We start from the raw sequence: 26,448 nt of genomic DNA, 5'->3' as shown, positions 1-26,448 counted from the left end.
ATACCGCTCGAAGTATATCGGGCGGTATTTTTATCGTTATGGAAGCATTTGTTTTTGATCATTCGGATATCCGGCTGTCGATGCGTTAGAACGTTTGGAATGATTACGAACAGCAATAAAAATAGAAATAATAACGACAAGACCAACTGCCACGTAAGAAAGTGAAATAATCGTTGGATCCACTTTAAATGTAGTAAGCAATGTACGAATGTTTGTAAAGATAATAAGGCCACCAACTAATACGCCAAGTAAATGAGAAGGAACGATGCGTACTAACCATGCAGCGATTGGTGCCGCAACGATACCACCGAGCATGAGAGAAAATACCCAAACCCAACTTACTTGTTCCCAGCCAAGTGATATGAAGAAACCAATTGTTGCAGCAAGTGAAACAGGAAATTCACTCGTATCTACAGATCCGATAACTTTTCTAGCTTCATTTCCTCTTGCTAAAAGTACAGGTGTCGTAATCGGTCCCCAGCCACCGCCACCAGTTGAATCAACGAATCCAGCGAATAAGCCAAGCGGAACAAGTTGTTTTGCAGACATACGTTTCTTTGAAGTGACAATTTGTTTTTGAATGAGGAATCGTAATAAAATATAAACCCCTAAAGTAAATAAAAATACGGAAATGTACGGTTTAATGACATCGCCAGGTAAATTACTTAAAAAACATGCCCCAATAAATGCACCAACTGCTCCTGGCAATGTAAGCCTGGAAACGGTATATTTATCAACGTTTCCAAATTTGATATGAGATGCACCAGAAGCGGCGGTTGTAACGACTTCAGCTAAATGAACAGAAGCGGAAGCTACAGCCGGTGCGATACCAAACATTAGTAATAGTGAGGTAGATGTTACCCCGTACGCCATTCCAAGTGCTCCATCAATCAATTGAGCGAAAAATCCAATAATAGCAAAGACAATTAATTTCTGCATAAATAATCCCCCTGTAATAATAAATGAAAAAAGCACTTTTCCCGTATGAGAAAAGTGCCTTTGGTTTTTCCAATCAGCAATAATTAAATTTGTTTCATTATAATACATATTAATCGTATAAATCAACTGGGTTTTAAAGTTTTTTGAATTGAATGAAAGAAAAATAAAATATACAATAAAAGGATGGAGAGAAAGGGGAGAAAGACATGTTACGATTTGATCATCTCGTACACGCAGTGAATTGTACACCGAAGGAAGCGGCAAAACAAATGCAGGCGCATGGATTCCATACTGCAATAGGTGGAGAACATACGAACTGGGGTACTTGGAATAGTTTATGTTATTTTGATTTATCGTATATAGAGTTTTTAGCAGTTCAGCATGAAGAAAAAGCGAAAGAAGCAGACAATCCATTAGTACAAGAAACAGTAGTGAAATTACAAGGTGGAGAAGGGATGCTACAAATCGCAATTCGAACAGATGCCATTGAAGAGCTAGCAGTTAAGTTTAGTAAGCACGGTTTACATACGATAGGACCATTTGAAGGAAAACGTATGAGGAAAGATGGCCGCCTTTTAGAATGGAAAATGTTATTTGTAAAGCAAGAGGAAAACGGACCGAAATTCCCCTTCTTTATACAGTGGAATGAAACAGACGAAGAAAGAAGAAACGATTTACGTAACATTGGGACGATCACTGAACATAAAAACAAAGTACAACAAATTGAAACGATTCATTACGCAGTGAAAAATGTTCGAGAAACAGTGCGGAAATGGAAAGCAGTCATGGGGCTAGCTGCAAGCCCAGTCGTGAAAAATGAAGAATGGAATACGGAGTGTCAAAGTGTATCGTTTGGTGACATTCAAGTACAGTTTTGTGAACCGGTTGGAGAAGGTCTAGTGCAAGAATACATAAAGAATCATGGCGAATATCCATTTGCAGTGGAATTTAAAGGAGAAAATAAACGAGAGCATGAAGTGTTAGGTAGTTTGTACATATATTGATAGAGGTGAACGTTGTGAAGGAAATACTTAGAGAGATAGAGAGAAAACTAGAATGGCCTCGTATTGTAAAGTGTACAGCTATTTCAAAAGGTTTTTCACATGAAGAGAAATATAAAATTGAATTAAAGAACGAAGAAACTTATTTTGTAAAAGTATGTGATGCTGTTCATTTTGAACGTAAACAAGAAGAATATACGTATATGAAACAATTAGAGTTATTACATATTCCTACGCCTCAGTTAATTCATTTTATAAAGCTGGAGGATTTAAATAAATGTGTTCAAGTATTTGAATGGGCCCAAGGTGTAAATGGTGAAGAAGGTTTAGGGAAGCTATCGGTGGAAGAACAGTATTATGCAGGAAGAAAAGCAGGGGAAGTATTAAAGAGAATCCACTCAATTGAAAGAGAAAGTGCAAGTAATAAATGGGAAACGGTTCGATGGAATAAATACGAAAGATACGTAGAAGCGTTAGCAAACTATGAAATAGACTTCCTTGATTTGAAGCCAGTATTAAGTTTTGTAGGGGAGCATAAACAATTATTGAAAAATCGCCCAATCACATTTTTACACGATGACTTCCATCCAGCAAATAGTATGATTCATAATAAGGAATTTATCGTTATCGATTTTGGTGGATATGATTTTGGCGATCCAATACACGATTTTTATAACGTAGCGATTTTTACTACAAGAATAAGCAAACCATTTGCGGTTGGACAAGTTCAAGGTTATTGCGGAGGCGAACCATCGCTTCATTTTTGGCAACTGTACTCATTATATGCAGCAATGACATTCCCAGCTGATATCGTATGGACAAACCGAAGTACGCCACATTTAGTTAATGATATGAAAGAGAGATTAAACCGAATTATCGAAGATCATAACAATTTTTCATCCTATATTCCAAAATGGTATCAATCACAACATGAGGATATAATAAACAATAAGTAATGGAGGGATTCATATGGATAAAATAGCGGTAATTTCAGATATTCACGGTAATATTCCAGCATTAGATTCTGTACTGAAAGATATTAAAGTAAGAGGAATCGAGCGCATCATTTGTCTTGGAGATCTAGTCGGGAAAGGTCCTCATTCTAGCGAAGTGATTGAAATCATTCGTAAAGAATGTGAAGGAGTTGTAATGGGGAACTGGGATGATTTCATTACAAAACCGACTGAATTTGAGGCGTTAAAATGGCATCAAAAACAACTGTCGGAAGAACAAAATGACTATTTAAGAAGCTTACCATTTTCAATCGAATTTTTTATGAGCGGCAAACTGATTCGTATGTTCCACGCCTCACCAAGAAGTTTATATGAAAGAATACAACCACATGCCTCAAGAGAAGAGCGTATTAGTATGTTCGAAAACAGTGAGCTCACAGAGAATATAGAAGGAGAAAGAAAACCAGATGTCGTTTGCTACGGTGACGTTCACCAAGCATTCGTTCAAAATTTCAGAGGGAAAACGTTATGTAATGCTGGTAGTGTAGGTAATCCTCTTGAAATTACACAAGCGTCCTATTTAATATTTGAAGGAACTTACGATAAAAAAGAAGCAGCGAGCTTTTCCATTCAACTCGTACGTGTACCGTATGATATTGAATTGGCCATCAGGCTAGCAGAAGAACTCAATATGCCAGAGATTGAAGAATACAAACAAGAGTTACGCACTGCTTTATATCGAGGATTTAAGGGAAAGTAAGCCAATCATAATATATCAACGATTTTTCAAATATATCTATCGTAACTTAAAATATATCAACGATTCGACAAAGGATATCGACTTACCGACAAATAGTGACACAAAATCTCACTCATAATAATATTATGTAAACTGTTTGTGTGGAGGAAATATCATGAACCGAAAACAACGTATGAAAGAAATTGTAGATCATATTTTAAAATTAAACGTAACCCATCCAACAAGGGTTGGAGTAAGTGGTATTACAGCGTCAGGAAAAACAACATTCGCAAACGAATGAGCATAATCCGAAAGAGTGTGCGGATGTTGTTTTTCAGAATAGCAATTTTGACGATCCGTTAGTTATATGTAAAGGAATTTAATATCGTTTATATAGCAAAAAATTTGTGAAAGGGTGATGTTTTGGATGGATAAAAAAGAGAATCCGAACGATTGGCCTGTATGGGCGAATGAGTCAGTAGAGATAGTTAATGCAAATCCTGATTGGCAAGATAAAGGCCGATGTGAAGAGCAGCAATTATATGAACTGCTTGCTCCTCTAGGTATAAGAAAAGTAATACATATAGGAAGTACATCCATACCTGGTTTACCTGCAAAACCTATCATTGATCTAATGGCTGAAATAGACTCATTTGATAGAGTACTAGATATTTCAGCTGCATTGGCCATATATAATTGGCATTATGTAAGCCCAGAATTAGATGAGAGACCTTGGAGAAGGTTCTTTGTGAAAGTTAATAATAATAGGCGTGTAGCTCACTTGCATTTAATGGTTAAAGGAACTGAGCGATGGGAGCAACAACTTTTATTTCGTAACCGCTTACGAGAAAATCCACAATTAGTTTATGAGTATTCAAATCTTAAACAAGATTTAGCTAAAAGATTTAACCAAGATAGAGAAGCATACACAAAAGCTAAAACAGAATTTATTAAACAAGTTCTAAAATGATTAAATTTTTGATTGTAACTATGTGTGAATACAAAAGAAAAAACATCCTTTATTTTATAACTTAAACTTACATGAAATGCATGTAAACAAAGTGAGAGACTGCGATGTTCTAATGTATTTCCTTTTATTTATCAGGATAAATTATATATAATTGAATCAAGTTCATATAAGGATAGGTAATTACAGGGGATAAGACGAAAATATGTTAATAAAGTAAAAAGGGGACAGGAAATATAATGAATGAAGTACTAGAATTAAAAGAAGAACTACTACAAATTAAAAATAATAATTATGCTGTACCAGAAGATGTAGATGCATATCCGTATGCACAGTGGATGCTAGATTATATCGGATCACCAGATGCTGAATTACGCGATGATTTAATTTATAGTACGCTTCATACATGGATTACAAATGATGTGTTTAGACAAAAAGAGTTAAGAGGATTAATGTTACAAGCAATTAGTCCTGATTATTTATTTTATAAAATTGGTGAAAAGGGCACAGACTCTGTTTTTAAACGTGCATTCTCCGTATTAATTCCACCACTTATTTTATCTGTTCATGAAAGAGAACCGTTATTATCCGAAGAACAACTGTACAGTGTAGCAGAACAAGTGCTGGAATATGTATATTTAGAAGAAGATGTAAGAGGCTACGTAGAAGGAAAAGGTTGGGCACACTCTACGGCGCATGCGGCTGATGCACTAGATGCGTTAGCACGTACAATACAAAATCGTGAGTTTTCATATGCAATACTAGCTGCTGTTCGTCAGAAGGTTCGCTTACATGATTACGTATATATACACTTTGAGGATGAGAGATTAGTAACGCCAATTATGTCGTTACGTAACCAAAATCTTTTAACAGAAGAAGAGTGGGGCAACTGGCTACATAGTATAGCAACTGTTGAAGACATCCGACATCCGCAGCATGCTATTTTAGTACAAAATATTAGAACTTTCCTAAGAAGTTTTTATTTCAGAGTTTTAGAGGCAGAAGGTAGTACAGCCTTTACAGATGATATATTGGAGACTTTGAAGGATTTGCGGAGGTATTAAAAAATCACTAGATGCCATTATAAATGAGTACGTAAGAAAAGAATAAGATTAAAAAACCGATTATACATGTAGGCTCTCTACAAAAATAATCGGTTTTTTAGTTGAATTGAAATTTTCGACTTAACTATACATGTGCTTGTATGTAATAAGAAATGTATTAAATATGTAATTGTGGATGTTCTTCATATAAACTATTCATATACTGTTTTAAATTCTTGATAAACAATAAAATATCTTGACTAGCCATTCTAGCATGTTGAAGATGAAAAATATTTCTTTTTCCAATTTCAAATTCATCTGAAGTTAAAGTAATAGGGATATTTTTAAAGACATGCCATGGGAAATATAAGTGTACAAAGGTTTCTCTAAAATATATACCTGATTCACAAATTAATACTCCATCAGATCCTTTCCCCATATTCCCAAGGACAGATGTATCTAAAAAAGCGATGATTTGTTCTTCTTTTGAAACGATAAATCGTGCCTCAATTGATTTTAATTTTTTATCTGAAATATGAGTGTCTACAAATAATCCGTTATCAGGTTCTAATAATTCATTGTATGTTTCAAATAATGAGCAAATTGATTTTATCTCATTAATTTTTATAACTGGATGTATATCATGTTGTTTAGAATTTTGGAATGAATTTGTAAGAGCTATAAGTAATTCTTTAAATAACAGTGGTGGATAATCACTCCCGTTAATATTAAAGCTTTTTTGTGCATCAAAAGATAAGAAACCATCTTTATCAATTTCAATTTGTTGCACTTCAATTAATTGATCCCATTTCAATTTTCCTTTACCTAATAACCAATTTTTCCAGTATAAACCCGAACTCGTAAAGTAAACACCATACTTGCCTGATCCAAATAAATTACAACTTAAAAAAGCAATAATTTGATCATTCGTTGGTATAGAAAAACGTTTTTGGGCAATTGATAAGAAATCTTTAGGGATTCTAGTAACATAAAATCTAGATTGCTGATACTCTAAACAAATATCAGTTAAACGATTAATATCTATATTCATCTTAGCCATTCTCCATTTCAAATTTCGTTTCGACATAATCAATTATAAAGTTGTCAGGAAAATATTAACACTTAAATTTAGCTTAAATTAAGAAGGTAAGGAACTATAAATAGATTTGTATTAGGCTACAAAAAATGACCAGTATTCTTTATTTGGAGTAGTAAAGACTTGTTACGGTAATAAAAAGGTACATAAAACCAACACCTCCCAACCATACTAATGAAATGTGCTGGAGGTGAGTTTTATGGACAAAAAAGACTTTGAAAAAGTTTATAATGATTACTTACATCAAGGAGAAGCGGAAGCTCAATTTGAAGTAGACCATGAAGTCAATTCAGGAGAAGAACAAATTGTTGCCGTTCGTAAAAATGATGATGGGGATTTAATAGCTTTTAAAACAAGTAGCGGGAGAGAGTTAGATTATATGACCGCTCTTAGTGAAGCAAAATCAGGGAAGTTAGCTCATGTGGACGTATTTCATAAGTATGGTAGAGATATTATACGTAGTGAACCGGATGGCATAAAAGAAAATAACTTAGATAATTTACCTTCATTTTAAAAGGGTAAACCCCAAGAAGAGAATGTTCATTCCGATATTCTCTTCTTTTTTATAAAGCTTTCCCTACAAATAGAAGATTCATTTCTAAAGTGCAATCATACTTTTAAAGAGCGCTCTAAATTTCTCTTTATCTTCTGCTGTAAATGGTTTTGGTCCCTTTGTACGCTTACCGCTTTTTCGAACCATTGCACTTAAATACCGAGTTTGTAACAATTGTTCAATGTTTTCATTCGTATACTTATACCCTTTATGGTGTAGAACGATACACCCTTTTGCTAAAGCAAGCGAAGCAAGACCGTAATCTTGTGTTACGATTAAATCTTCTTTTTTTGCTAACTGCATAATCCGGTAATCTGCAGCATCTGCTCCAGAATCAACATAAATTGTTTCTACGCCTGTTGGCTGTTCTGCATTAGAATAATGAGAAAAGCTAGTAACGAGGGTAACAGGGATTTCTACGTTCGTAGCTTCGGAAATAATCACATCTTTTACAGGACAAGCATCTGCATCAACGTAAATTTTCATTTTTATCACTCCTATAACTAGGCTCGTGTTGATAATAATGGTAGATTTTTCTTTTGTCAAACGAGAAAGCTTTATTTAAAGTTATTTTCCACAAACCAAAATAGCCTCACGCAAACGAGAAATACCTTCCTCAATTTGATCAATATTCACTTTTCCATAAGATAAACGAATATAACCATCTTTCGCACCGAAAATACTACCTGGCATAAATGCGATTTCTTGTTTTAAACTTTGCATAATAAGTTGTTTTTCGTTTATCGGTTCTTTTAGTTTTCCCCATATGTATATACCGCCGGTCGGGTTTGAAAAAGAGATTTTGTCGTGAAGTTGCTCATTTAAGGCGCGAACGATAACGTCTCTTTTTTCTGCTAATTGTTTTCGTAACGGTACGATATGAGACTGAAATGGTACAGTTTCGAAAAATTGTTGCATAAGCCACTGTGGGAAAATGCTCATTCCTAATTCCATTTGGTGCCTTGCGTCGGATAACCTTTCTACTACAGACTGCGGAGCGACAAGCCAGCCAACTCGTAAGCCTGGTGCAATCATTTTTGATAAGGAATGTACATAAATGACTGTCCCATTTTCATCTATTGATTTTAAAGTAGGGCAAGGTTGTTTCTTTTCTAGCGTAAGTAGACTGGACGGATCATCTTCCACAATCGCAATTCGTAAGTCTGCGCAAAGTGATAACAATTTTTTTCTACGGTTTGGATGAAGCATTGTTCCCGTAGGATTTTGGAAATTTGGATTTAAAAAAATCATTTTAATACGATGTTTTCTATATAACTCTTGTACATCGTCTGGATTAATACCGTGTTCATCGACAGGTAATGGGAAAATACGAATACCTGCTGATTGGAATAACGGTAAGGAATAACAGTGCGATGGACTTTCGAAAGCGACAGCATCACCGGGATTTAATAAACATTGAACGATAAGGTGAAGTGCTTGCTGTGCGCCAGATGTAATCATAATGGATTGTTCAGTCGCTTCAACTTTTAAATATTCTTTCATATATTTTACGACCGCTTGTCTTAGCGGGAGATAGCCTTGCGGATGATCATAACTTAATGAATGCGTTAACGGTTGTTCTCGTAAAATCGTTTGTAGTTGCTCGTGAGGATAGAGATTACAACCGAGCTCTCCGTTTGCAAAATCTATAATATTTTCATTTTGTTGTACTTCTGCCCGAATATGGCGAAGTAACGGTAAGTTTGGTAAAAAAGTACCACCTTCTACGAAATTTCTCCAATTCGGAGTTAATGTTGGAGAAACGCCCCACATATGTGTACTTACACGTGTACCTTTACCAGTCGTACTTTCTACAATTCCCATAGCACGAAGTTCATTATAAGCAGTTGTTACTGTACTTCGGTTTATATTTAATTGCGTAGCTAATTTCCGTTCGGAAGGGAGGAAGCTACCTGGAGGAAGTTCTCCGAATGTAATACGTTTTTCAATAAAGTCAACAACTTGCTGATAAATAGGGATTTTACTATCGTTATCTAGCTTCCATTCCATACAAACGCCTCCGTATCTCTTATATACATTCAGTATAACAAATTGGCTGGGGAAAAAAACAGCCAATTGGACGGTGCTATATCCAGCCAATTTTACTATGCTAAATAGGGAAGGGGAGATTCGGATGAAACGATGGCAAATGGAGTGGCTCCTAGTATCAGTAGCATTAGTATGGGGAGCAAATTATACAATTGGAAAGTATGGCGTGGCATATATGTCATCCATTCAATTTAATAGTTTACGATTTTTAGTAGCATCTCCGGTATTATTACTTATTACATTTATGATGGAACGCTCATTACGTATTGAAAGAAAAGATTGGTTACGATTAATAGCAGTCGGTATCGTTGGTACGGCAATGTATCAAACGATGTTTATGCTATCTGTGAAATATACTTCAGCAACGAAGGCCTCATTATTAATTGCGATGTCACCTATTTTTACAGGGATATTAGCAGTATTACACAAACAAGAACGTTTTTCGATGAAAGTTCAAATTGGTTCAATAGTAGCGTTTATTGGTGCAGCATTCGTTTTATTAACAGGGCATACAGGAGGAGCTACTTACGAGTATGCGTGGCTCGGAAATATAATTGGATTAGTCGCAGCAATTGCTTGGGGATGGTATCCAATTTTAGCACAACCTCTTATTACAAAATACTCTGCAATGAGAGTCACATCATGGTCTACGTTAATTGGAATTGTACCTCTCGTTATATACTGTTTATTTAACGTAAATACATTAACGTGGCCAGTAGATACGCCAAGCTGGGGATCTCTTGCATATTCAATTGTCTTTGCGACCATCTTTGGGTTAGCAATGTGGTATGTCGGTATTAGTCAAATAGGCTCAACGAAAGTAATGGTTTATATGTATCTTGTGCCATTGTTCGCAGTTATTTTTGCAGCAGTAACAATAGGGGAGCAAATCAATATGATGCAACTTGTTGGCGGACTTATTATCTTTGTGGGTCTATATGTTGTAAAAAAAGGCGGAATCAAAAAGCCAGCTCTCAATTTGAAAAAAGTAAGTTAACAGTAAAAATGATCTCTTTCATATAGAAGGAGATCATTTTTTATTTCGTAATAAAAGCGCTTGTTCAACCGCTCATTTTTGATGATCGTGAATGAGAAGCTCTACAGCATGTAAAGGAGACATCCACCTTAGAACATGATCCTCCTCACAGTTTTCAGTTTGTTTCTGCACCATGTTCGCAATGTAGAAGAACCCATCATTTAAATAATATGTATCTTCCTTTTTAGCATAAAAATATCGCATTGCATTACCGATATACTGTTCAATTTCAATTGCCCATCCTAATTCCTCTAGTAATTCACGATGTATACATTCTTCTTTTGTTTCATTACCTTCCATACCGCCACCAGGTAAAAAATAATGGTTTCCTTTTTGGATAGCAGCAATCTTTGAAGAGGAATTAAAAATAATCGCATAACAACTAGGTCTTAATACATATTGTTCAGTAGGCTTTTTATAACCAAAAGTAAGTTTAGACATCATAAAACACCTAATTTCCCTATAAAATACATAAAAGGAATATTAAGGTAAGTGCAGAATTATATAAGTATAATCTTATGAGATTGGAGTGATACCAAAATGATAAATCGAAAATGTTCAAGGTGTAAAGAGATAACAGGTACGTTACACGGTGGTAAAAAAATTAAGGAAGAATTTTTATGTGAAGACTGTTTGCAAAAAGGAATTGCGAGTGGAGAAATCGAATTATCACAAGTGGAAGAAAAACAAACTTCTTATCTTTCTATAAAGATATTAAAAATAATGAGTGTGATTTATTTAATAGGATCTATTTTAATGGCTTTTTCTGCTGGATCTCTTATATATGACCCAGGATTTGGGGAAGTATCAATTTCAGGATCAGGTGCAGTTGGTGTTATTTTTATTATTGGATCCATATTCCAGTCTGTACTTGTATTTTGCGGTATTTGGGTATTCATCCTATTAGTAGAAACAGTCATTAAAATTTATGAAAAAATGAAGTGAGTGAGAGGGAGAAATACATGCGAGTAAGAAACATACAAGGGGAAGATTATGTAAAGATTCATTCTGTTTTAAATAATTGGTGGGGCGGGAGAGACATGGCGGACATGTTGCCAAAATTGTTCTTCGTTCACTTTCAAGAAACGAGTTTTATCATTGAAGAAGAGGGAGAAACGTTAGGTTTTTTATGCGGATTCTTTTCCCAAACGCATAAAGATGAAGCATACGTTCATTTTATCGGTGTAAATCCTAAGTATAGAAGAAGAGGAATCGCATCGACATTGTATTCTTATTTCTTTGATGTTGCTCGTGCAAATAACCGTAAAGTTGTAAAAGCAATCACATCACCAGTTAATAAAAAATCGATACAGTTTCATAAGGAGATTGGTTTTCGAATTGAGGCTGGGGATGATGAGATAGAGGGTGTATCGGTACATACAAATTATGATGGAAACGGCGGGAGTAGAGTTTTGTTTTTGAAACATGTGTAACAGTAGGCTAGCATAAAGTTAGCCTTTTTGTTGTGAGGGGTTAGAAGTATGGAGAGTAAACAAAGTAGAAATGAATATTTACGACGCATTTATAAAGTGCAAGATTATATAGAATCGCATATAAATAATTCACTTTCAATTGAAGAGCTAGCCGATGTAGCAGGATTTTCAAAGTTTCATTTTCATAGAATTTTTAAAGGAATAGTAGACGAGCCGTTATCTCGGTATGTGAATCGCTTGAAGTTAGAAAGGGCAACACATCTACTTACATATCGCACAGACATGACGATTACACATATTGCGTATCACTTCGGTTTCACAGATTCAGCAGTTTTCTCTCGGACATTTAAAAATTATTACGGCGTAAGTCCATCTCAATATCGAAACGACAATAGCAAGAATTGCAAAGACGTAAGGGGAATTCCTCAATACAATGAATATAAGAAGGTTCGAGGTAATGTTGAAATTGTAACAGCGGATGATATAAACGTCGCATACATAAGACATATTGGTACATATGAGGAGTTAACTATAGCTTTTCCAGAAATGATAGAGAAATTATTTTATTACGCAGCTAAGCAAAACTATCATGTATTTGAGGATACGAAAGTATTAACCATTTACCACGATCATCATGAATTTACTGAGGACTATCATTTAAGAACAAGTTTATGTATAACAATTCCGGATGCGTCCGCAGTAAAAACGAGTGATATTGGAATAATGGTAATACCTTCTGGAAAGTATGCAGTAGGGCATTTTGAAATATTTCAGGATGAATATAAAGGAGCATGGGATTTCTTATACGGTGAGTGGCTTCCAAATAGCGGATATAAGCCGAGGGACTCATATCCTTTTGAAGTATATAGAAATGATCCAAAGCAGCATCCCGAAGATAAACATATAGTTGATATATATGTACCTATCGAACCTTTTTAATCATAGGTTAAAGGGGAAAGAATAATGAAAACTGCTGAAAAGTTAGATCAGATTATACAAGAAGAATATGAAAATATGAATGGTATGTTAGTAGTGCGGAAAGGTAATGTTATTTTTGAAAAATATTATAACGGTCACGGTTCAGATGATGCATTTCATATAGCGTCAGTCACAAAAACGATTACTTCTGCGTTAATTGGACTATGTGTAGATAAAGGGTATATAAAAAGCGTTGATCAAAGAGTAATAGAATTTTTCCCGGAATATAACGTTAATTCACCTGAAATAACAGTACGACATCTTCTTACGATGACAGCTCCACATCCATTCGTAGACTGGCAGGAACCGTTAGAAGAACTATGTACACAACAAGATTGGATACAGTATACGTTAAATAGGATAGGAAACGGCGGAGAAATTGGATCTTTTAAATATTCATCTGCAGGAGCTCATATACTATCAGCGATTATAACGAACGCAACAGGAAAAAATGCGCGTGAATTTGCGAATGAATACTTATTTCAGCCACTCGGCATGAGAGAAATTCCAAACTATAAAATGAAAGCATTTGGATTTGATGACTTATTTGGAAAAGATGTGAAAGGATGGGTTCACGATCCAAATGGTATTTCGACGGGCGGATGGGGACTAACGTTAACGGTTAGGGATATGGCTAAGTTTGGACAGATGTATTTGAATGAAGGTATTCATAATGGAAAACAAATACTATCAAAATCATGGATAAAAGAATCGACAGAAATGAACCAAAATCAATATGGTTATTTATGGTGGTTACGAGAAGAAGATGGAATCTTTTCATACTGTGCTATGGGTGATGGTGGGAATATGATTTGCTGCGTACCAGAGAAGGAACTGGTGGTAGTGATTGCTACTGAGGTTATACGAAATGCAGAGGATAGATGGGAGTTAATTAAAGAGTGCATACTTCCTTATTTAAAAGATTAATATGGTTATTTTTATAAAAATAAGAATAAAAGGTTTAGTTAAACTTGTTTTGTTCTCTACGATAGAAAAAAGTGTTGTATTAACCAAGTTGTGCAACTAAGATTATAAAACTTCAACACCTATACGATTATTGAATAGGTGTTGAAGTACTTTATAATTTGTTTAGGTACTTTTAACTATTTTTTAACTTTTCGATGTATTAGATACATCATGCCAAACACAATTACCAGCAAGATAAATTTAATTAATTCCATTAGGCTAATATCCCATTTTGTTTCTACTCCATCTGTTAAATAAAATACATTAAACATACCATGTAAAATTGCGGGTGATATTACAGAACCACCATATTCTCTCGTGTACGTCAAAATTAAAGACAATATAAATAATAAAGAGAGATAACTTAATATTCCTACAAACTGAAACTCATAATTTTTATAAAAGATAGCTACTGGTAAATGCCATGAAGACCAAAGCAAAGCTATAATAATAGCTGTTTGCATAAATGAATATTTTTTTCGTAAATAGAAATGAAAATTCCCTCGCCATATAATCTCTTCTAATAATGCAGATAAAGATCCAATTGTAAGACCAACGAACAAGAGAAATCCTAATTCATTCCAATGATGATATAAGAACTTTATATCATAAATATAAAAATAAAAATGGAGACATAGCCCTAGAAGTAGTGGAAATAATATGGAGAAAATTAGTGTTTTTATTATTGGGCGTGAAATTCCAAATGTATGAACTATTTTTTGTTTCTTATATAATGTTTGATATGAAATAACCGCTAAAAGCGGAACAACCATTGTAAACCCCAAATAATTACGACCATTTTCTATGTTCAGCAAGATGATATATACAAGTGATGTAAGAAAATAAATACATAATGTTGAATGATAAACTATGTGTTTATTAATATTTTTCACCTGCCTAAGTATGTATAAGTGGTTAATCGAATATCCGATATTTTAATTATATATGAAATGGAAATCGACAGAATGAATATTTCCATATTATTGTTTTTAAGATAGAAAAATTGTCGGAATTGCATATATTGAACTTGTAGAAAAAATTAAATTATCCCCCGTAACTTTTCACAACAAAAAATCGTTAAACAAAAGAATAGATTTTTTATCACGAATGGGGGAGAACCATGAAAATTCTAATACTAGGCGGTACACGATTTTTAGGAAGAGCATTTGTAGAAGAAGTTTTGAACAGGGGGCACGAGGTTACAGTATTTAATCGTGGAACAAACAAAGAGATTTTCCCTGAAGTGGAACATTTAATCGGTGACAGAAATGGTAATGTATTAAGCTTAGAGAATCGAAAGTGGGATGTTGTCATAGACACGTGTGGCTTTTCTCCGCATCATATTCGGAATGTTGGAGAAGTATTAAAAAATCATATAAAGCATTATATATTCATCTCAAGTCTTTCCGTATATAAAGACTGGATTCCACATGACATAAAAGAAGACTATATATTACAACCTGAACCGACGGAAGAGCAAATAAAGGCTGTAGAGAATGGTGAAGTTTCTCCTTATGAGCATTATGGTGCGCTGAAAGTATTATGTGAAAAAGAAGCAGAGAAGTATTGGCCGGGGCGTGTTTTACATGTAAGAGCAGGACTTCTTTCAGGAATGTTTGATTATACAGATCGACTAACATACTGGATTCAGCGTGTTGCAAAAGGAGGTAAAGTGTTAGTTCCAGGAAGAAAAGACCGTCCAGTGCAGATGGTTGATATAAAAGATGTCGCGTGCTTTGGACTCAACATGGCAGAAAATAATAAAGCAGGTACATTCAATATAACAGGTCCGAATGATAAATTGACGATGGAAGAGCTATTAAATACGTGTAAAAAGGTTACGAATAGCGATGCTGAATTTGTTTGGGTAGACGAATCGTTTATGAGTGAACATAATGTGCAGCCTTGGACAGAAATGCCTTTGTGGATTCCCGAAACTTTCCCATTAGAAGGTGAAACGAAGCCGTGGAAAGGTGGATTTTCTATTAGTGTCGAGAGTGCCGTTAAAGTAGGGCTTACTTTTAGAAGTTTAGAAGATACAGTTACAGACGTGTATAAGTGGATGAAGAGTGTGGAGAAATGGGAATTAAAAGCAGGGATTTCAGGGAAAAGGGAGAAGGAATTGTTAGAAAAGTGGTATCAATAAATTAGATGAGTCCTTTGAATATACTTGATTGCACATAAGGAGGAGAAAAGGTGATGTGGAAAAACATCCATTCACAGTATCTCATCAAACTTAAGCTTGAAAAATCCGGCTACGAAGGAGGAACTTACTGATATACAACAATGTTTACATTTGGAGTTACCGAATGATTTATATCAATTATTACAGGAAACAAACGGTATAGCTGGTGAATACGGAGACTTTATTTGGGATGCTTCAAAAATTAATACTGAAAATATGAATATGAGAAATATAGTTGATTTCAAGGATTTATATATGCCTTTTGACTGTTTATTATTTTTTGCTGATGGCGGAAATGGTGATTTGTTTGGCTATTCCATTTTGAATGGGATAGTGCAAAGCGATGATATATACGTATGGAACCATGAAAATGATAGTAGAACGTGGATTGCTCCTTCGTTAGAAATTTTTATGGAGTGGTGGGAGAGCGGAAAGATAACAATTTAAACATAGTATTAAGAAAAAACGCCTTGTTACTAAAGAAACAAGGTGTTTTTCGTATGTAAATTTATAACTCAATTGGTTCTTCCCCGTACATTTCCCACAGCTTAGAAAACATATTTTTCAGTCCTTCTTCGTCATCCTCATCCTAGTCTAACTTGATATCAACTTCCTCAAATTTTTCTTCTATTTCAAACTCTTTCTCTTTCACACTATCAGTTGTGCCAATTTTTCTGTAAAACACAACGAAGTCTTTATCGTGTATTAGCTAGTAGCAAGACCTCCACCTCAAAATCCGGCTAATACAAGGGAGGCCCGTATAAATAAGTTGTATTAATTACATTATTAGATTGTGTTTGTAACTATATTTTGGAAATTTTCTGTTGATTTGAAATGTGCGATAGTATATATTGTATATAAAGTATATATACAATATTTTTCAAAAGAGGTATTTGCATGCAAATCATTATTAAGAACACTTCAAAGGAACCCATTTACGAACAAATTGGACTCCAAATAAAAAAACTTATTTTACTAGGTGATTTAAAGCAAGGAGATGCTCTTCCTTCAATGCGTCAGTTAGCAAAAGATTTAAGAGTAAGTATTATTACAACGAAAAGAGCATATGAAGAACTGGAAAAAGATGGTTTTATTAATTCGATTGTCGGAAGAGGGTCCTTTGTAGCAGAACAAAACATTGAAACTATGAAAGAAGAAAAATTAAAAACAGTTGAAGAAAAGTTATGTGAAGCGATTCAAAATGCTAAGCAAATGGATGTTTCTTTAAATGAGCTAAAAGAAATGCTTACAATTTTATACGAGGAGGAAAACTCTTGGAAAACGTAATAGAACTTCAAAATGTCAGTAAATCTTTTAAAGGGTTTCAAATAAACAATTTTTCGATGGAAGTAAAAAAAGGATTTGTTACGGGTTTTATTGGAGGAAATGGATCAGGTAAATCTACAACGATTAAAATGATTATGAATCTAATAAACCCGGATAGTGGAAACGTCTCCTTATTTGGCATGAACTATTCGACTGATGCGAAACGAATTAAAGAAAGAATTGGCTTCGTTTATGACGATAATGTGTTTTATGATGAACTCACATTAAAGGAAATTACTAAAATTATTGCGCCTGCTTATAAAAAATGGGATTTTAACCAATTTACATATTATAAAGATCTGTTCGAATTACCATTAAATAAAAAAATGAAAACATTCTCCAAAGGAATGAAAATGAAAGCCTCTCTCGCAATTGCCCTTTCACATCATGCTGAACTAATTATTATGGATGAACCTACATCTGGACTTGATCCTGTATTCAGAAGAGAATTATTGGATGTTCTACAAAATATTATGCAGGATGGAGAGAAAACTATCTTTTTCTCATCACATATTACAACGGATTTAGACCGCATTGCCGATTATATTACATTAATTCAAAATGGAAAGCATATTTTCACAAAAGATATTTATGCCATTGCAGAGGATTATGTTTTAGTCAAAGGACCACTAGATTTGTTAAAGTTTGATACTGAGCGTGAATTTATTTCTGTACGTAAGGCAAATACAGGTTTCGAGGGATTGATTGAAAATGCACATTCTATCGAAAACTTATTTGATAAGGATGTGGTGATTGAAAAACCAAGTTTAGAGGATATTATGTATTTCATGAAAAAGGGGGATTCAAGATGCTTAACTTAATTAAAAAGGATTTGATTTTACAAAAAACTTTCTTGCCTGCTTATCTCTTATTTCTAGTTACCTATTTGTGGGCCGGCATGGATGTAGCATATGTCATAATCATTTGTAGTGCCGTTTTTGTAATTAACACATATCAATCTGATGATAAAGATAATGCTAATATTTTAGTAAACTCATTACCGTATACTAGGAAGGAAATTATAAGTTCAAAATACGTTGGAACCTTACTTTTTACAATAGTAATCATCCCATTTTGTTTAGTTGGAAAATATTTTATTTTAGACAGCATGGAATTTCAACTTTCCTTAGAAAGTTACATACTAGGTTTCTTGGCAGTCATGCTGATAACAGCATTTTACATCCCATTTTTTGTTGCATTTAAAGTGAAAACACTTGTACCAGTTTTTATATTTTTATCTATTGGAGTTATATATTTAATGCGAAATACTCCATATTTATTAAATAAATATGCTAATGGCGTACTGACCTTTTTAAAAGAGATTTCAGATTTGAAATTATTTCTTTTATTTGCTGTCATAGCAGTGGGGTGCTATGGGGTTTCATGGATATTATCTATTCGTATCTATCAGAACAAGGCTCTTTAATAGCAAGTTCTAAAAGGAGGATGGTTTAAATGACATCAAAAAAAGAGTGTCCTAGTCGAATACGAAATCGGCTGAAAACTATTGGAGCATTTTTCGTTATGCAACTAATTTTTATCATCCTTGATATGAATTCGTGGATACCGAACTTCAAGGAAGGAGGAGTTGGGGATCGTCTCGTTAATTCAGAGTTCTTTACGGAATGGTTCGCTCCTTATAAAACAAAGCAATTTAATGTACTAACGGCAGTTATGGCTATTTTATTATTCCTAAATGTAGTAACAAGTGCAATAAAAGACGCTTTTTCTAGAAAAAGAATTAATTAGCACATAAGTTGACCTTGCGTCTTTTTAATAATGTCTTAACTATATTGAAAAACAACAGGAAAAAGATAAAAACTCCACTTATTGATGTTTCACTTTATCTTTTACAATGATTTCTTGAAAATCATTTGATTTTTCAGTTTTGTATATTGATAGAGATGCATTCGTCCCCCATAATGCTTCCAAAGTGTGCGCAGTAATTGTGACATATGTATTTATACTTGTGATGACAAATGATGTGTATTGTTTTTGGAAAGTTCGAAAATTATTGAACGAACTAGAGAAATTTAGTAATCTTATTTGTACAGCACATACATATTAGTTTTGTAATGGTTCGATATTTAAAAAATATGTAAGGGGGAATGGGTGTGGATCTTACGTTTAAAGTTGAGGAAACATGTTTTAATTACCGAGTCGGAGCAATTTGTAAACATGATAATAAAATCCTTATTTTGCAAGGGGACGGTGAAGATTTTTGGTACGTACCGGGCGGACGAGTGAAAATGCTAGAAAATAGTGAAGATGCGTTAAAACGGGAGCTGGCAGAAGAACTAGACGTACCTATTAAAGTGAAGAGATTAATATGGTCAGTAGAAAATTTCTTTATACTTTCTGAGCGAAAGTTTCATGAGATTAGTTTTTATTATGAAGTAGAGCTACATGAGTTACCTGCAAATGGAGCGAATCAATATATTTTGGAAGAAGAGGGTAGATCGTATTTGTTTAAGTGGGTGCCGGTAGAAGATTTAGAGGTATATAATTTACAGCCTGCGTTTATGAAAGAAAAAGTAAAGGATATAGCAGTTCATACAGAACATATTGTTTTGCAAAAATAAACGTATTCGGAGGGGAAAAGGGTGAAGGGGACTAAAAAAGAGATACATATAAATGACAAAGTAATTCATTACACACATATCGAAAAAGGTTCTAGTAGGGTTTGCTTTATGTTTTCAGGTTCAGGATATAATTATGATAAGCCGTTATTCTATTATGCAACGATGTTAATGCTAGAAAACAAAATTGATGTTGTACATATTCACTATTCCTACGACAAACAAGTAATGAATAAACCAATAGAAGAACTAACGAAAGTAATGATGGATGATATTAATCCTGTAATGAAGGAAGTATTAAAAGGTGAGCAATACAATCATACGATGTTTTTAGGGAAGTCACTCGGAACAATACCGATTGCAAATGATGTAATGAAGAGAGAAGAGTTTTTACAGTCAAAAATGATACTACTTACACCTTTACTAACTTTTGAATCTATTTTTGATTCTATTTTACATAGTAGTCACGAAGGGCTTTTAGTAATTGGGGATAACGATCACCATTATAATGCAAATCAAATGGATCAGTTATATAAAACAAATTTAACGATTGATGTTGTTAAAAACGCAAATCATTCTGTAAATGTTGGGGAATTTGAAACAGAGAATTCAATTGAAGCGATAGCGAAAATAATAGAGAAACTTAAAGAAGTTGTTAGGGAAAACTAACTTATCAATACATGCAAAAAGAGGTGCGAATTGCACCTCTTTGACTTTAATAAGCCTTCAACACATGAAGCAAATAATCCTTCCGATTCAATGGATTATAATCAACACGTTTTCGAGTAGGGAAGGGAGGTTTCAGCTTTGTGAAACCAGCTGGCTTCGTTGTAAATATACCTTCTCCTTCTGTAAAGGAATGGAGCATTCTTTTAAAATTCTCTGTTTTTGCAACAGGTAACGCTCCTGTTAATTGGTAAGAATCATTATATAATATAGGCTCTGCAAAAGTTGCTGGAACGGCAGCGAGCTTATACATTGCAGTACTAATTGCGTGCTCCGGTACAGTTAATTCAAACTCATTTACTGGTTCATATACATATGTTTCAGCTTGCTTTAAAGCATCCATTAATACGATCGGTGTTAAATTTCTAAAGTCACTCGCTGTTGTAACAGGACTAGCATAACCAGTATGTGTAAGTGTGACGGAAATATCCGTAACTTCCCATCCGTATAAACCTTGTTTTAACGTTTGGAATACTGTATCTTCAATTGCTTTATGAAATGCTAAAGGCAATGAACCAAGCTCAACACCTAATTTATACGTTATGCCAGAGTTAAGTTCACCACGTTCAATTTTAAAACCAATTGTTGCGTAAAATGGATTCGCTTTTTCACCCATTACTTCCATGCTATTACCTACGCCAATTGGTTTCTCAATGCATACAACTCGCGTATTTGAAAAAGTAACCTGCAAATTATATTTCTCATACAGTGTTGTTTCAATGACTTCTTTTTGCACCTCACCGAAAAGGCGAATGTATAGTTCATTATGAACATTGTCTTTCCACACTTTAATGAGTGGATCTTCTTCACATAGTTCCATAAGAGCAGCGTACAAATCATGAATTCGTTCCGTAGGCACCGTATCAATAGTAGCTTCCATTTGTGGTTCGGCAAAGTGAATATCCTTTATATAATCAGTTCGTTCACCGATAATATCACCAATTTTTATATCACTTAGTCCCCACACTTTACAAAATTCACCGCTTGGAACGGTAGAAGTTTGTAAAGCATCTCCATTATGAAATATGCACATTTTTTTAATCTTTTCCTTATGTGGTAGAGATTCATTGCGCTGTATATCCACATATTTTCTAACTTGTAAGCTACCTGAAAAAACTCTTACATAAGCAATCTTTTCTCCAGAATATTCACGGTCAATTTTAAAAACTACACCGGACAATTTTTCATCTTGAGATGAAGAATTAGCTGGAAGTAAGGCTGAAATATTTTCGAGCAGTTCAGTTACGCCCATGCCTGTCATTGCTGAACCGAAAAAGACTGGATACACATTTGCTTGCGCTATTTGTTTAATGAGTTCTTCTTTTAATAGAGTGTCCGGTACAATTTCGTTATTTACGTATGACTCAAGTAATGATTCATTATATGGTGCTAACAGTTCCATACAATCGTCATATGATTTGTACTCAATGATCCGGGTTTCTTTCGTTCCTTCGTATAGGGCAGAGTAGAAAGGGAATGCTTCATTTGAAAGAATTTCTTTTATTTGTTTCATAACTTTTTCAGTATTTGCACCGCTACGATCAATTTTATTTACGAATAATATTGTTGGGATATTTAGTTTCTGTAATGTTCGCATTAAAATTTTTGTTTGTGCTTGCACACCTTCAACGGCAGAAATAACTAAAATTGCACCGTCTAAAACGCGGAATGATCGCTCCACTTCAGCGATAAAATCAGCGTGTCCAGGTGTATCAATGACATTTACTTTTATATCATCAATAAAAAAAGAAACGACAGATGCTTTAATCGTAATTCCGCGCTGTCTTTCTAATTCCATTGAGTCAGTTTGCGTATTGCCACTATCTACTCGGCCAATTTCTTTAATCACATTCGTTTCATAAAGAATACGCTCAGTCAAACTCGTCTTGCCAGCGTCTACGTGCGCGACAATCCCTATATTTATTGTTGTCATATGTGAATATCCTCATTTCATTTTCCATTTTTATTTCCTCATTTCTATTTGTGTATTGCCGCATTACAATCACTCTCCAGTCATTTAAATTAGTACTATTATAGTGCAATTAACATTTTTTGTAACGCGACAAAGCGCCTTAATTTGGAAAAATATAAATGAAAACAAAATGCTTGCATTCTAAATCGATATAGATTATATTAATTGACATATCAACTATTGATACATCAAATGTTTTTATTTTGATTGTGAAGGAGGGTTAATTTGACAAGTTCATGCTCAAAAGAAGCGATTATTTTATATAAATTACACTTTCTAAATAAAGAAGTAAGTTCGAAGTTTGAAGGGTGTACGGGTATGAGCCAGTCTCGATTAGAGCTTATACTTCAGTTATATGAAGTAGGTGAAATTAGTCAAAAAGCACTTCAGCAAGAAGTGAATATTGATAATGCTGCGATAACGAGGCATTTAAAGCAGCTTGAGGCAAATGAAATGATAGTAAGGCGTAAAAATCCAGATGATAACAGAATTACGTTAGTTTCTCTTACAGAAGAGGGACGAAATAAAATTCAAGCGTTTCAAGAGGAAAAAGAACGTTTTGCAGCATCTGCATTTAAAGGATTAAGTGAGGAAGAACGCGATAATCTTTTAAATATGTTAAATCACATTCAAGAAAATATAAAAGAATTATAAAAAAGGGAGAATACAACTATGACTAACTCAGTAAAAACAAATGATTTTAACGAAATTTTAACAGGACGTCGTTCAATTCGTAAGTACGACCCAACAGTAAAAATTAGCAAAGAAGAAATGACAGAAATTCTTACAGAAGCAACACTTGCACCATCTTCAGTAAACATGCAACCATGGAGATTCTTAGTAATTGAAAGTGACGAAGCCAAAGCAACACTTGCGCCACTTGCGAAATTCAATCAATCTCAAGTAGAAACATCTTCAGCAATGATCGCTGTGTTTGGTGACTTAAACAACTTTGATAACGCAGAAGAAATTTACGGTACAGCAGTAGAGCGCGGTTTAATGCCAGCAGAAGTAAAAGAAGATCAAATGAAAAAACTTTCTGGTTACTTTTCAATGGTTACACCAGAAGTAATGAAAGATACAGTACTAATTGACGGTGGTCTTGTAGCAATGCAATTTATGCTAGCAGCTCGTGCTCACGGTTATGACACTTGTCCAATTGGCGGATTTGAAAAAGACCAAATCGCAGAAGCTTTCGGATTAGATAAAGAACGTCACGTACCAGTAATGTTAATTTCAATCGGAAAAGCTGCTGACAGTGGTTACCAATCAGTACGTCTTCCAGTTGAAAAAGTTGCAGAGTGGATATAATTTTATAAAAGAACTTCAATAAGTGAAAGATGAGAGGGGAAGCACCATGATTATAATTCACGCAATATTTCAAGTAGATCCAGCAAAACAACAATCATTTTTAGAAGAAATTCAGCCACTCATTCACGGTTCAAGAGAAGAAAGTGGAAATGTATCTTATGACTTATATAAAGATACAGAAAAAGAAAGTGTTTATACGATGGTAGAAGTATGGAAAGATGAAGCGGCAGTTGCGAGTCATAATACGAGTGAACACTTCACATCTTTCGTTAGTAAAGCAACACAATTTTTAACTGCTCCGCTTGATATAAAAGCTTATAATGGAGAGTTAGTGAAATAATAAGGTAGAAAAAGATGACTTTAGCGTATAGCTGAGGTCATCTTTTTTGTATAAGTAGAACCTACTTCCGACACAGTTATGTTGAAAGATAAGTGTTATTCTTACCTTTAGTAACGGTGATTAATTATGTGTTAAATTCGAACATTCGGTTTATTAGAATATTTTTCCGTGGTATAATTCCCTTGTAAATAAATGGTAGAGAGGAGTAAGTGATGGGAGAATTTCAGAGTAAGTTGCATACGGCAACGCAACTTGCAACGAAAATGAGAAATGCTTCAGATAGAATGCAAAGTGCCACTAGTCGCTCTATAAATAAGGCAACGCGTACGACACTATCTGTGAACTTTAAAGCACAAGAAGCAAATCAGCAAAATTTACAGATCACGAAACAATTTTGCGCTGCTTTTCAACAAACGATTGATAATATCCATTCCGTTTTTAATCGGTGTGGCGAAGTTTGGATTCGATTTTCTATTTGGTGATCTTTTCACACTCTTTGACCCAGAAGCTACCTATGGTGAAAAACTCCTAGCAGTTGGGATGATGACTCCATATGGGAAAGGTGTAAAAATAGTTGATAAACTTCATGATTTAAAAAAGGTTGGAGATGTGAAGAAAGCAACGTCTGGGAGTGCGGGGGTTGCTAAGGGTACGGGTGATACTAGATTTACTTATAAGAATAATCCTATGGATAATCCAAAGGCGGCAAAAGATATACATGAAAATCCCGATGCAGTTTATGGGTTTTCTCCAAATCCAAAATCGGAGAGTATAGGTGGATTTGCTGATGCACTAGACTGGACAAATCCAGAACAAGTGGCTCAGGCAACTGTAAGAAGGCAGAGTTATCATGATAAAAATGATAATATTATAGAACTAGTTAATAAAATGAAGAATGAGGGAAATTCAATTGAAGAAATTGCAAGAGCGGTAAATAATCAAAGAAATCAGAATCGATTAAATGATTATATAGATGATCCAAAAGGGCTAGAGCGTGTAATGGCTAGAAATGAGGTTAAATATGGTAATCCACATGGTCCAACGGCAGATTCTTCATTTAATAAGTATGGTTCATGGGAAAAAGTGATCGAAAAGTCAATGAGTGCAAACCCAGGAATGGATGCATGTTGTGGTTTATATGATAAATATTATCATTTATATAGAATCGGGAGTAAGTAATAATTTATTGTATGGTTAAAAATGATAATCTAGTAATTTATACTACTTGGGAAGGTGTGCAAGAATGAATGACACTAAAATAAATATTATTTATGAAGACTTTGATAAAGATAACATAATTATTTTTTTTGAAAAAAAAGGAAGAAACATGTGCCTTACTTTTGGATTATATGAGTTTGAAAATGAGATGGAGTATTGGGATATGCCAACTAAATTTAAAAAATATAATGGAAAAATGGGATTTATTTTTGATAAAAATATTAATAGAATTGATTTAGAAATGGAAGTAGCTCGATTTATAAAACATAATGATTTAAATAAACTAGATTTTTAATGTGTTTTCAGGAGAAAATAAGGTAACTATTCAGCTGCCAAATTGATTTAGTTATTTAATATTTTTATTTATATCCGAAAATAATTATACAAATCGGGATGTCTGTTTGATGAAGCGTAATAGATATGATGTTTTATTTTAGGTAAAAGAGAATCTGAAATTACAATTTATAGTGATTAGTTGATAAATATAAATACCTAGAATGGGTATAAAACCAACGAACTCGTACAAACTCGTAAGGTTTAACGTAGTAATTGTCATAACATAAAAAAGGTATCATGACAACTACTACAAAACTTGCAAATTTATGCTACTTAAAAACATATGAACTTAAAGCGCTTGATTGTCTACGAAAGACAACAAGCGCTTTTTTATTAGATAGGCATGTTATAAATGTTTAAAAATTATTTTTATGAATTAAGATTAACAGAAATTACTAGTATTATATAATTGAAAATACATTAGCAAAAGGTGTGGACTCTGTATCCCCATTCGTTAAAGGTGTAGAAATACTGCCAGATGGAAGTGTCGCTAGAACTGGAACGAACTATAGCGGGAAATTTATCTTGGTAGGCAGAAGGAAATGGTAAATTCATATATTCAATCAAAGAAAAATTTTCCGCAATATTATAAACATGATGTTTACCCTTCAAGTGGGGGGATACTTCCATGGGCATACACTGATAATGGTGATGAATTGTACTGGTTAACAGATGGAAAACCTGGTGAATGGAAAATTGTGA

At 34.1% G+C, this 26,448-nt stretch carries 33 protein-coding genes and 2 pseudogenes; 27 read left to right on the top strand and 8 right to left on the bottom strand.

The window, feature by feature from the left end; translation table 11 throughout:
- Positions 1-36 precede the first annotated feature (36 nt).
- Positions 37-1,047, bottom strand: a complete 1,011-nt coding sequence (locus tag DN392_RS24660) for a sulfite exporter TauE/SafE family protein (protein WP_064057533.1) — start codon at positions 1,045-1,047, stop codon at positions 37-39.
- A 98-nt stretch (positions 1,048-1,145) separates the two neighbouring features.
- Here DN392_RS24660 and DN392_RS24655 point away from each other — a divergent pair, with 98 nt between their 5' ends.
- From DN392_RS24655 to DN392_RS24635, 6 genes are all read left to right on the top strand, one after another.
- Positions 1,146-1,943 (top strand): VOC family protein, encoded by a 798-nt coding sequence (locus tag DN392_RS24655; protein WP_064057534.1) that lies wholly within the window; start codon positions 1,146-1,148, stop codon positions 1,941-1,943.
- A 14-nt stretch (positions 1,944-1,957) separates the two neighbouring features.
- Positions 1,958-2,896: an aminoglycoside phosphotransferase family protein gene (locus DN392_RS24650; RefSeq protein ID WP_064057535.1), complete on the top strand. Its 939-nt coding sequence runs from the start codon at positions 1,958-1,960 to the stop codon at positions 2,894-2,896.
- Positions 2,897-2,909: 13 nt separating this feature from the next.
- Positions 2,910-3,653, top strand: coding sequence for a metallophosphoesterase family protein (locus DN392_RS24645; protein WP_064449310.1), 744 nt, complete (start codon positions 2,910-2,912; stop codon positions 3,651-3,653).
- 154 nt (positions 3,654-3,807) lie between these two features.
- Positions 3,808-3,933, top strand: a complete 126-nt coding sequence (locus DN392_RS30960) for a hypothetical protein (RefSeq protein ID WP_016087316.1) — start codon at positions 3,808-3,810, stop codon at positions 3,931-3,933.
- Between the two features lie 126 nt (positions 3,934-4,059).
- The gene (locus DN392_RS24640) at positions 4,060-4,602 is read left to right on the top strand and encodes a GrpB family protein (protein ID WP_064449309.1); all 543 of its coding nucleotides are present in this window, start codon (positions 4,060-4,062) and stop codon (positions 4,600-4,602) included.
- 236 nt (positions 4,603-4,838) lie between these two features.
- Positions 4,839-5,663, top strand: a complete 825-nt coding sequence (locus DN392_RS24635) for a DUF2785 domain-containing protein (RefSeq protein WP_064057537.1) — start codon at positions 4,839-4,841, stop codon at positions 5,661-5,663.
- Between the two features lie 157 nt (positions 5,664-5,820).
- Here the strand turns inward: DN392_RS24635 and DN392_RS24630 are convergent, their stop codons facing one another.
- Complete coding sequence (locus DN392_RS24630; protein WP_064057538.1) at positions 5,821-6,693, bottom strand: hypothetical protein; 873 nt, start codon at positions 6,691-6,693, stop codon at positions 5,821-5,823.
- A 244-nt stretch (positions 6,694-6,937) separates the two neighbouring features.
- On the opposite strand from DN392_RS24630, the gene DN392_RS24625 reads away from it, so the two are divergent.
- On the top strand, positions 6,938-7,252 hold the full coding sequence (locus DN392_RS24625; protein WP_064057539.1) for a DUF3892 domain-containing protein: 315 nt from the start codon (positions 6,938-6,940) through the stop codon (positions 7,250-7,252).
- 84 nt (positions 7,253-7,336) lie between these two features.
- Here DN392_RS24625 and DN392_RS24620 read toward each other — a convergent pair whose 3' ends face one another.
- Together DN392_RS24620 and pdxR are read right to left on the bottom strand one after the other, a co-directional pair.
- Positions 7,337-7,777, bottom strand: a complete 441-nt coding sequence (locus DN392_RS24620) for a YaiI/YqxD family protein (protein WP_000708783.1) — start codon at positions 7,775-7,777, stop codon at positions 7,337-7,339.
- An 81-nt stretch (positions 7,778-7,858) separates the two neighbouring features.
- Positions 7,859-9,301 carry a MocR-like pyridoxine biosynthesis transcription factor PdxR gene (gene pdxR, locus DN392_RS24615; RefSeq protein ID WP_088321653.1) on the bottom strand — a complete coding sequence of 481 codons (1,443 nt, stop codon included), beginning with the start codon at positions 9,299-9,301 and terminating at the stop codon, positions 7,859-7,861.
- 124 nt (positions 9,302-9,425) lie between these two features.
- On the opposite strand from pdxR, the gene DN392_RS24610 reads away from it, so the two are divergent.
- Positions 9,426-10,337, top strand: a complete 912-nt coding sequence (locus DN392_RS24610) for a DMT family transporter (RefSeq protein WP_088321654.1) — start codon at positions 9,426-9,428, stop codon at positions 10,335-10,337.
- Positions 10,338-10,409: 72 nt separating this feature from the next.
- Here the strand turns inward: DN392_RS24610 and DN392_RS24605 are convergent, their stop codons facing one another.
- Entirely contained in the window at positions 10,410-10,820 is a 411-nt protein-coding gene (locus DN392_RS24605) for an NUDIX hydrolase (RefSeq protein ID WP_061671905.1), read from the bottom strand.
- A gap of 96 nt (positions 10,821-10,916) precedes the next feature.
- Between DN392_RS24605 and DN392_RS24600 the strand changes: the two genes are divergently transcribed.
- The 4 genes from DN392_RS24600 to DN392_RS24585 are packed head-to-tail and all read left to right on the top strand — an operon-like array spanning position 10,917 to position 13,714.
- A complete protein-coding gene (locus tag DN392_RS24600; protein ID WP_061671904.1) occupies positions 10,917-11,321 on the top strand; it encodes a DUF3980 domain-containing protein in 405 nt (134 codons plus the stop codon).
- 17 nt (positions 11,322-11,338) lie between these two features.
- Positions 11,339-11,809, top strand: a complete 471-nt coding sequence (locus DN392_RS24595; RefSeq protein WP_061671903.1) for a GNAT family N-acetyltransferase — start codon at positions 11,339-11,341, stop codon at positions 11,807-11,809.
- A gap of 48 nt (positions 11,810-11,857) precedes the next feature.
- Complete coding sequence (locus tag DN392_RS24590) at positions 11,858-12,748, top strand: AraC family transcriptional regulator (protein WP_064057542.1); 891 nt, start codon at positions 11,858-11,860, stop codon at positions 12,746-12,748.
- 24 nt (positions 12,749-12,772) lie between these two features.
- A complete protein-coding gene (locus DN392_RS24585; RefSeq protein ID WP_000844671.1) occupies positions 12,773-13,714 on the top strand; it encodes a serine hydrolase domain-containing protein in 942 nt (313 codons plus the stop codon).
- A gap of 176 nt (positions 13,715-13,890) precedes the next feature.
- Here DN392_RS24585 and DN392_RS24580 read toward each other — a convergent pair whose 3' ends face one another.
- Positions 13,891-14,646, bottom strand: a complete 756-nt coding sequence (locus DN392_RS24580) for a CPBP family intramembrane glutamic endopeptidase (RefSeq protein ID WP_071742360.1) — start codon at positions 14,644-14,646, stop codon at positions 13,891-13,893.
- Between the two features lie 227 nt (positions 14,647-14,873).
- Here DN392_RS24580 and DN392_RS24575 point away from each other — a divergent pair, with 227 nt between their 5' ends.
- Both DN392_RS24575 and DN392_RS24570 read left to right on the top strand, forming a co-directional pair.
- On the top strand, positions 14,874-15,899 hold the full coding sequence (locus DN392_RS24575) for an SDR family oxidoreductase (protein WP_064469854.1): 1,026 nt from the start codon (positions 14,874-14,876) through the stop codon (positions 15,897-15,899).
- 96 nt (positions 15,900-15,995) lie between these two features.
- Complete coding sequence (locus DN392_RS24570; RefSeq protein ID WP_255448078.1) at positions 15,996-16,385, top strand: SMI1/KNR4 family protein; 390 nt, start codon at positions 15,996-15,998, stop codon at positions 16,383-16,385.
- A 61-nt stretch (positions 16,386-16,446) separates the two neighbouring features.
- Here the strand turns inward: DN392_RS24570 and DN392_RS31415 are convergent.
- Positions 16,447-16,533 (bottom strand): annotated as a pseudogene (locus DN392_RS31415) (DUF4240 domain-containing protein); the annotation flags it as partial.
- 302 nt (positions 16,534-16,835) lie between these two features.
- Here DN392_RS31415 and DN392_RS24565 point away from each other — a divergent pair.
- The 6 genes from DN392_RS24565 to DN392_RS24540 all read left to right on the top strand — a co-directional run bounded on the left by DN392_RS24565 (position 16,836) and on the right by DN392_RS24540 (position 20,512).
- A complete protein-coding gene (locus DN392_RS24565; RefSeq protein WP_001165710.1) occupies positions 16,836-17,225 on the top strand; it encodes a GntR family transcriptional regulator in 390 nt (129 codons plus the stop codon).
- Entirely contained in the window at positions 17,213-18,085 is an 873-nt protein-coding gene (locus DN392_RS24560) for an ABC transporter ATP-binding protein (protein ID WP_088321655.1), read from the top strand. Before DN392_RS24565 ends, DN392_RS24560 begins: the two co-directional genes overlap by 13 nt.
- Positions 18,073-18,690 (top strand): ABC-2 transporter permease, encoded by a 618-nt coding sequence (locus tag DN392_RS24555; protein ID WP_006927587.1) that lies wholly within the window; start codon positions 18,073-18,075, stop codon positions 18,688-18,690. The genes DN392_RS24560 and DN392_RS24555 overlap by 13 nt, the downstream gene beginning before the upstream one ends.
- Positions 18,691-18,719: 29 nt before the next feature.
- A complete protein-coding gene (locus DN392_RS24550; protein ID WP_064057543.1) occupies positions 18,720-19,013 on the top strand; it encodes a YfzA family protein in 294 nt (97 codons plus the stop codon).
- A 365-nt stretch (positions 19,014-19,378) separates the two neighbouring features.
- On the top strand, positions 19,379-19,846 hold the full coding sequence (locus DN392_RS24545; RefSeq protein WP_088321656.1) for an NUDIX hydrolase: 468 nt from the start codon (positions 19,379-19,381) through the stop codon (positions 19,844-19,846).
- Positions 19,847-19,867: 21 nt separating this feature from the next.
- Positions 19,868-20,512 (top strand): alpha/beta hydrolase, encoded by a 645-nt coding sequence (locus DN392_RS24540; RefSeq protein ID WP_088091600.1) that lies wholly within the window; start codon positions 19,868-19,870, stop codon positions 20,510-20,512.
- Positions 20,513-20,558: 46 nt separating this feature from the next.
- Here the strand turns inward: DN392_RS24540 and DN392_RS24535 are convergent, their stop codons facing one another.
- On the bottom strand, positions 20,559-22,502 hold the full coding sequence (locus tag DN392_RS24535) for an elongation factor G (RefSeq protein ID WP_088091599.1): 1,944 nt from the start codon (positions 22,500-22,502) through the stop codon (positions 20,559-20,561).
- Positions 22,503-22,766: 264 nt separating this feature from the next.
- Between DN392_RS24535 and DN392_RS24525 the strand changes: the two genes are divergently transcribed.
- From DN392_RS24525 to DN392_RS31300, 7 genes and pseudogenes are all read left to right on the top strand, one after another.
- Positions 22,767-23,195 (top strand): MarR family winged helix-turn-helix transcriptional regulator, encoded by a 429-nt coding sequence (locus DN392_RS24525; protein WP_000204172.1) that lies wholly within the window; start codon positions 22,767-22,769, stop codon positions 23,193-23,195.
- Positions 23,196-23,213: 18 nt separating this feature from the next.
- Positions 23,214-23,852, top strand: a complete 639-nt coding sequence (locus tag DN392_RS24520) for a nitroreductase family protein (RefSeq protein ID WP_088321657.1) — start codon at positions 23,214-23,216, stop codon at positions 23,850-23,852.
- 46 nt (positions 23,853-23,898) lie between these two features.
- On the top strand, positions 23,899-24,192 hold the full coding sequence (locus tag DN392_RS24515; protein ID WP_048560639.1) for a putative quinol monooxygenase: 294 nt from the start codon (positions 23,899-23,901) through the stop codon (positions 24,190-24,192).
- A gap of 212 nt (positions 24,193-24,404) precedes the next feature.
- Positions 24,405-24,674 carry a TIGR04197 family type VII secretion effector gene (locus DN392_RS24510; RefSeq protein WP_061671896.1) on the top strand — a complete coding sequence of 90 codons (270 nt, stop codon included), beginning with the start codon at positions 24,405-24,407 and terminating at the stop codon, positions 24,672-24,674.
- 61 nt (positions 24,675-24,735) lie between these two features.
- Positions 24,736-25,371, top strand: a complete 636-nt coding sequence (locus DN392_RS30955) for a hypothetical protein (RefSeq protein ID WP_370512829.1) — start codon at positions 24,736-24,738, stop codon at positions 25,369-25,371.
- 64 nt (positions 25,372-25,435) lie between these two features.
- Positions 25,436-25,705, top strand: coding sequence for a hypothetical protein (locus DN392_RS24495; protein WP_064471180.1), 270 nt, complete (start codon positions 25,436-25,438; stop codon positions 25,703-25,705).
- A 446-nt stretch (positions 25,706-26,151) separates the two neighbouring features.
- Positions 26,152-26,268: pseudogene (locus DN392_RS31300) on the top strand (hypothetical protein); the annotation flags it as partial.
- Positions 26,269-26,448: the final 180 nt, after the last annotated feature.

The sequence above is a fragment of the Bacillus sp. BB51/4 genome (assembly GCF_008368845.1).
GTDB lineage: Bacteria > Bacillota > Bacilli > Bacillales > Bacillaceae_G > Bacillus_A > Bacillus_A wiedmannii.
This window is presented reverse-complemented; position numbering and strand designations above follow the sequence as displayed.

What these genes read in the sequence shown, in the direction of transcription:
- DN392_RS24600 (WP_061671904.1), top strand. Translation starts at nt 10,917, where the DNA reads ATGATAAATCGAAAATGTTCAAGGTGTAAAGAGATAACAGGTACGTTA.
- DN392_RS24635 (WP_064057537.1), top strand. Translation starts at nt 4,839, where the DNA reads ATGAATGAAGTACTAGAATTAAAAGAAGAACTACTACAAATTAAAAAT.
- DN392_RS24555 (WP_006927587.1), top strand. Translation starts at nt 18,073, where the DNA reads ATGCTTAACTTAATTAAAAAGGATTTGATTTTACAAAAAACTTTCTTG.
- DN392_RS24645 (WP_064449310.1), top strand. Translation starts at nt 2,910, where the DNA reads ATGGATAAAATAGCGGTAATTTCAGATATTCACGGTAATATTCCAGCA.
- DN392_RS24585 (WP_000844671.1), top strand. Translation starts at nt 12,773, where the DNA reads ATGAAAACTGCTGAAAAGTTAGATCAGATTATACAAGAAGAATATGAA.
- DN392_RS24595 (WP_061671903.1), top strand. Translation starts at nt 11,339, where the DNA reads ATGCGAGTAAGAAACATACAAGGGGAAGATTATGTAAAGATTCATTCT.
- DN392_RS24495 (WP_064471180.1), top strand. Translation starts at nt 25,436, where the DNA reads ATGAATGACACTAAAATAAATATTATTTATGAAGACTTTGATAAAGAT.
- DN392_RS24520 (WP_088321657.1), top strand. Translation starts at nt 23,214, where the DNA reads ATGACTAACTCAGTAAAAACAAATGATTTTAACGAAATTTTAACAGGA.
- DN392_RS24625 (WP_064057539.1), top strand. Translation starts at nt 6,938, where the DNA reads ATGGACAAAAAAGACTTTGAAAAAGTTTATAATGATTACTTACATCAA.
- DN392_RS24515 (WP_048560639.1), top strand. Translation starts at nt 23,899, where the DNA reads ATGATTATAATTCACGCAATATTTCAAGTAGATCCAGCAAAACAACAA.
- DN392_RS24550 (WP_064057543.1), top strand. Translation starts at nt 18,720, where the DNA reads ATGACATCAAAAAAAGAGTGTCCTAGTCGAATACGAAATCGGCTGAAA.
- DN392_RS24575 (WP_064469854.1), top strand. Translation starts at nt 14,874, where the DNA reads ATGAAAATTCTAATACTAGGCGGTACACGATTTTTAGGAAGAGCATTT.
- DN392_RS24630 (WP_064057538.1), bottom strand. Translation starts at nt 6,693, where the DNA reads ATGAATATAGATATTAATCGTTTAACTGATATTTGTTTAGAGTATCAG.
- DN392_RS24640 (WP_064449309.1), top strand. Translation starts at nt 4,060, where the DNA reads ATGGATAAAAAAGAGAATCCGAACGATTGGCCTGTATGGGCGAATGAG.
- DN392_RS30955 (WP_370512829.1), top strand. Translation starts at nt 24,736, where the DNA reads ATGACTCCATATGGGAAAGGTGTAAAAATAGTTGATAAACTTCATGAT.
- DN392_RS24610 (WP_088321654.1), top strand. Translation starts at nt 9,426, where the DNA reads ATGAAACGATGGCAAATGGAGTGGCTCCTAGTATCAGTAGCATTAGTA.
- DN392_RS24590 (WP_064057542.1), top strand. Translation starts at nt 11,858, where the DNA reads ATGGAGAGTAAACAAAGTAGAAATGAATATTTACGACGCATTTATAAA.
- DN392_RS24605 (WP_061671905.1), bottom strand. Translation starts at nt 10,820, where the DNA reads ATGATGTCTAAACTTACTTTTGGTTATAAAAAGCCTACTGAACAATAT.
- DN392_RS24660 (WP_064057533.1), bottom strand. Translation starts at nt 1,047, where the DNA reads ATGTATTATAATGAAACAAATTTAATTATTGCTGATTGGAAAAACCAA.
- DN392_RS24655 (WP_064057534.1), top strand. Translation starts at nt 1,146, where the DNA reads ATGTTACGATTTGATCATCTCGTACACGCAGTGAATTGTACACCGAAG.
- DN392_RS24535 (WP_088091599.1), bottom strand. Translation starts at nt 22,502, where the DNA reads ATGACAACAATAAATATAGGGATTGTCGCGCACGTAGACGCTGGCAAG.
- DN392_RS24510 (WP_061671896.1), top strand. Translation starts at nt 24,405, where the DNA reads ATGGGAGAATTTCAGAGTAAGTTGCATACGGCAACGCAACTTGCAACG.
- pdxR (WP_088321653.1), bottom strand. Translation starts at nt 9,301, where the DNA reads ATGGAATGGAAGCTAGATAACGATAGTAAAATCCCTATTTATCAGCAA.
- DN392_RS24565 (WP_001165710.1), top strand. Translation starts at nt 16,836, where the DNA reads ATGCAAATCATTATTAAGAACACTTCAAAGGAACCCATTTACGAACAA.
- DN392_RS30960 (WP_016087316.1), top strand. Translation starts at nt 3,808, where the DNA reads ATGAACCGAAAACAACGTATGAAAGAAATTGTAGATCATATTTTAAAA.
- DN392_RS24620 (WP_000708783.1), bottom strand. Translation starts at nt 7,777, where the DNA reads ATGAAAATTTACGTTGATGCAGATGCTTGTCCTGTAAAAGATGTGATT.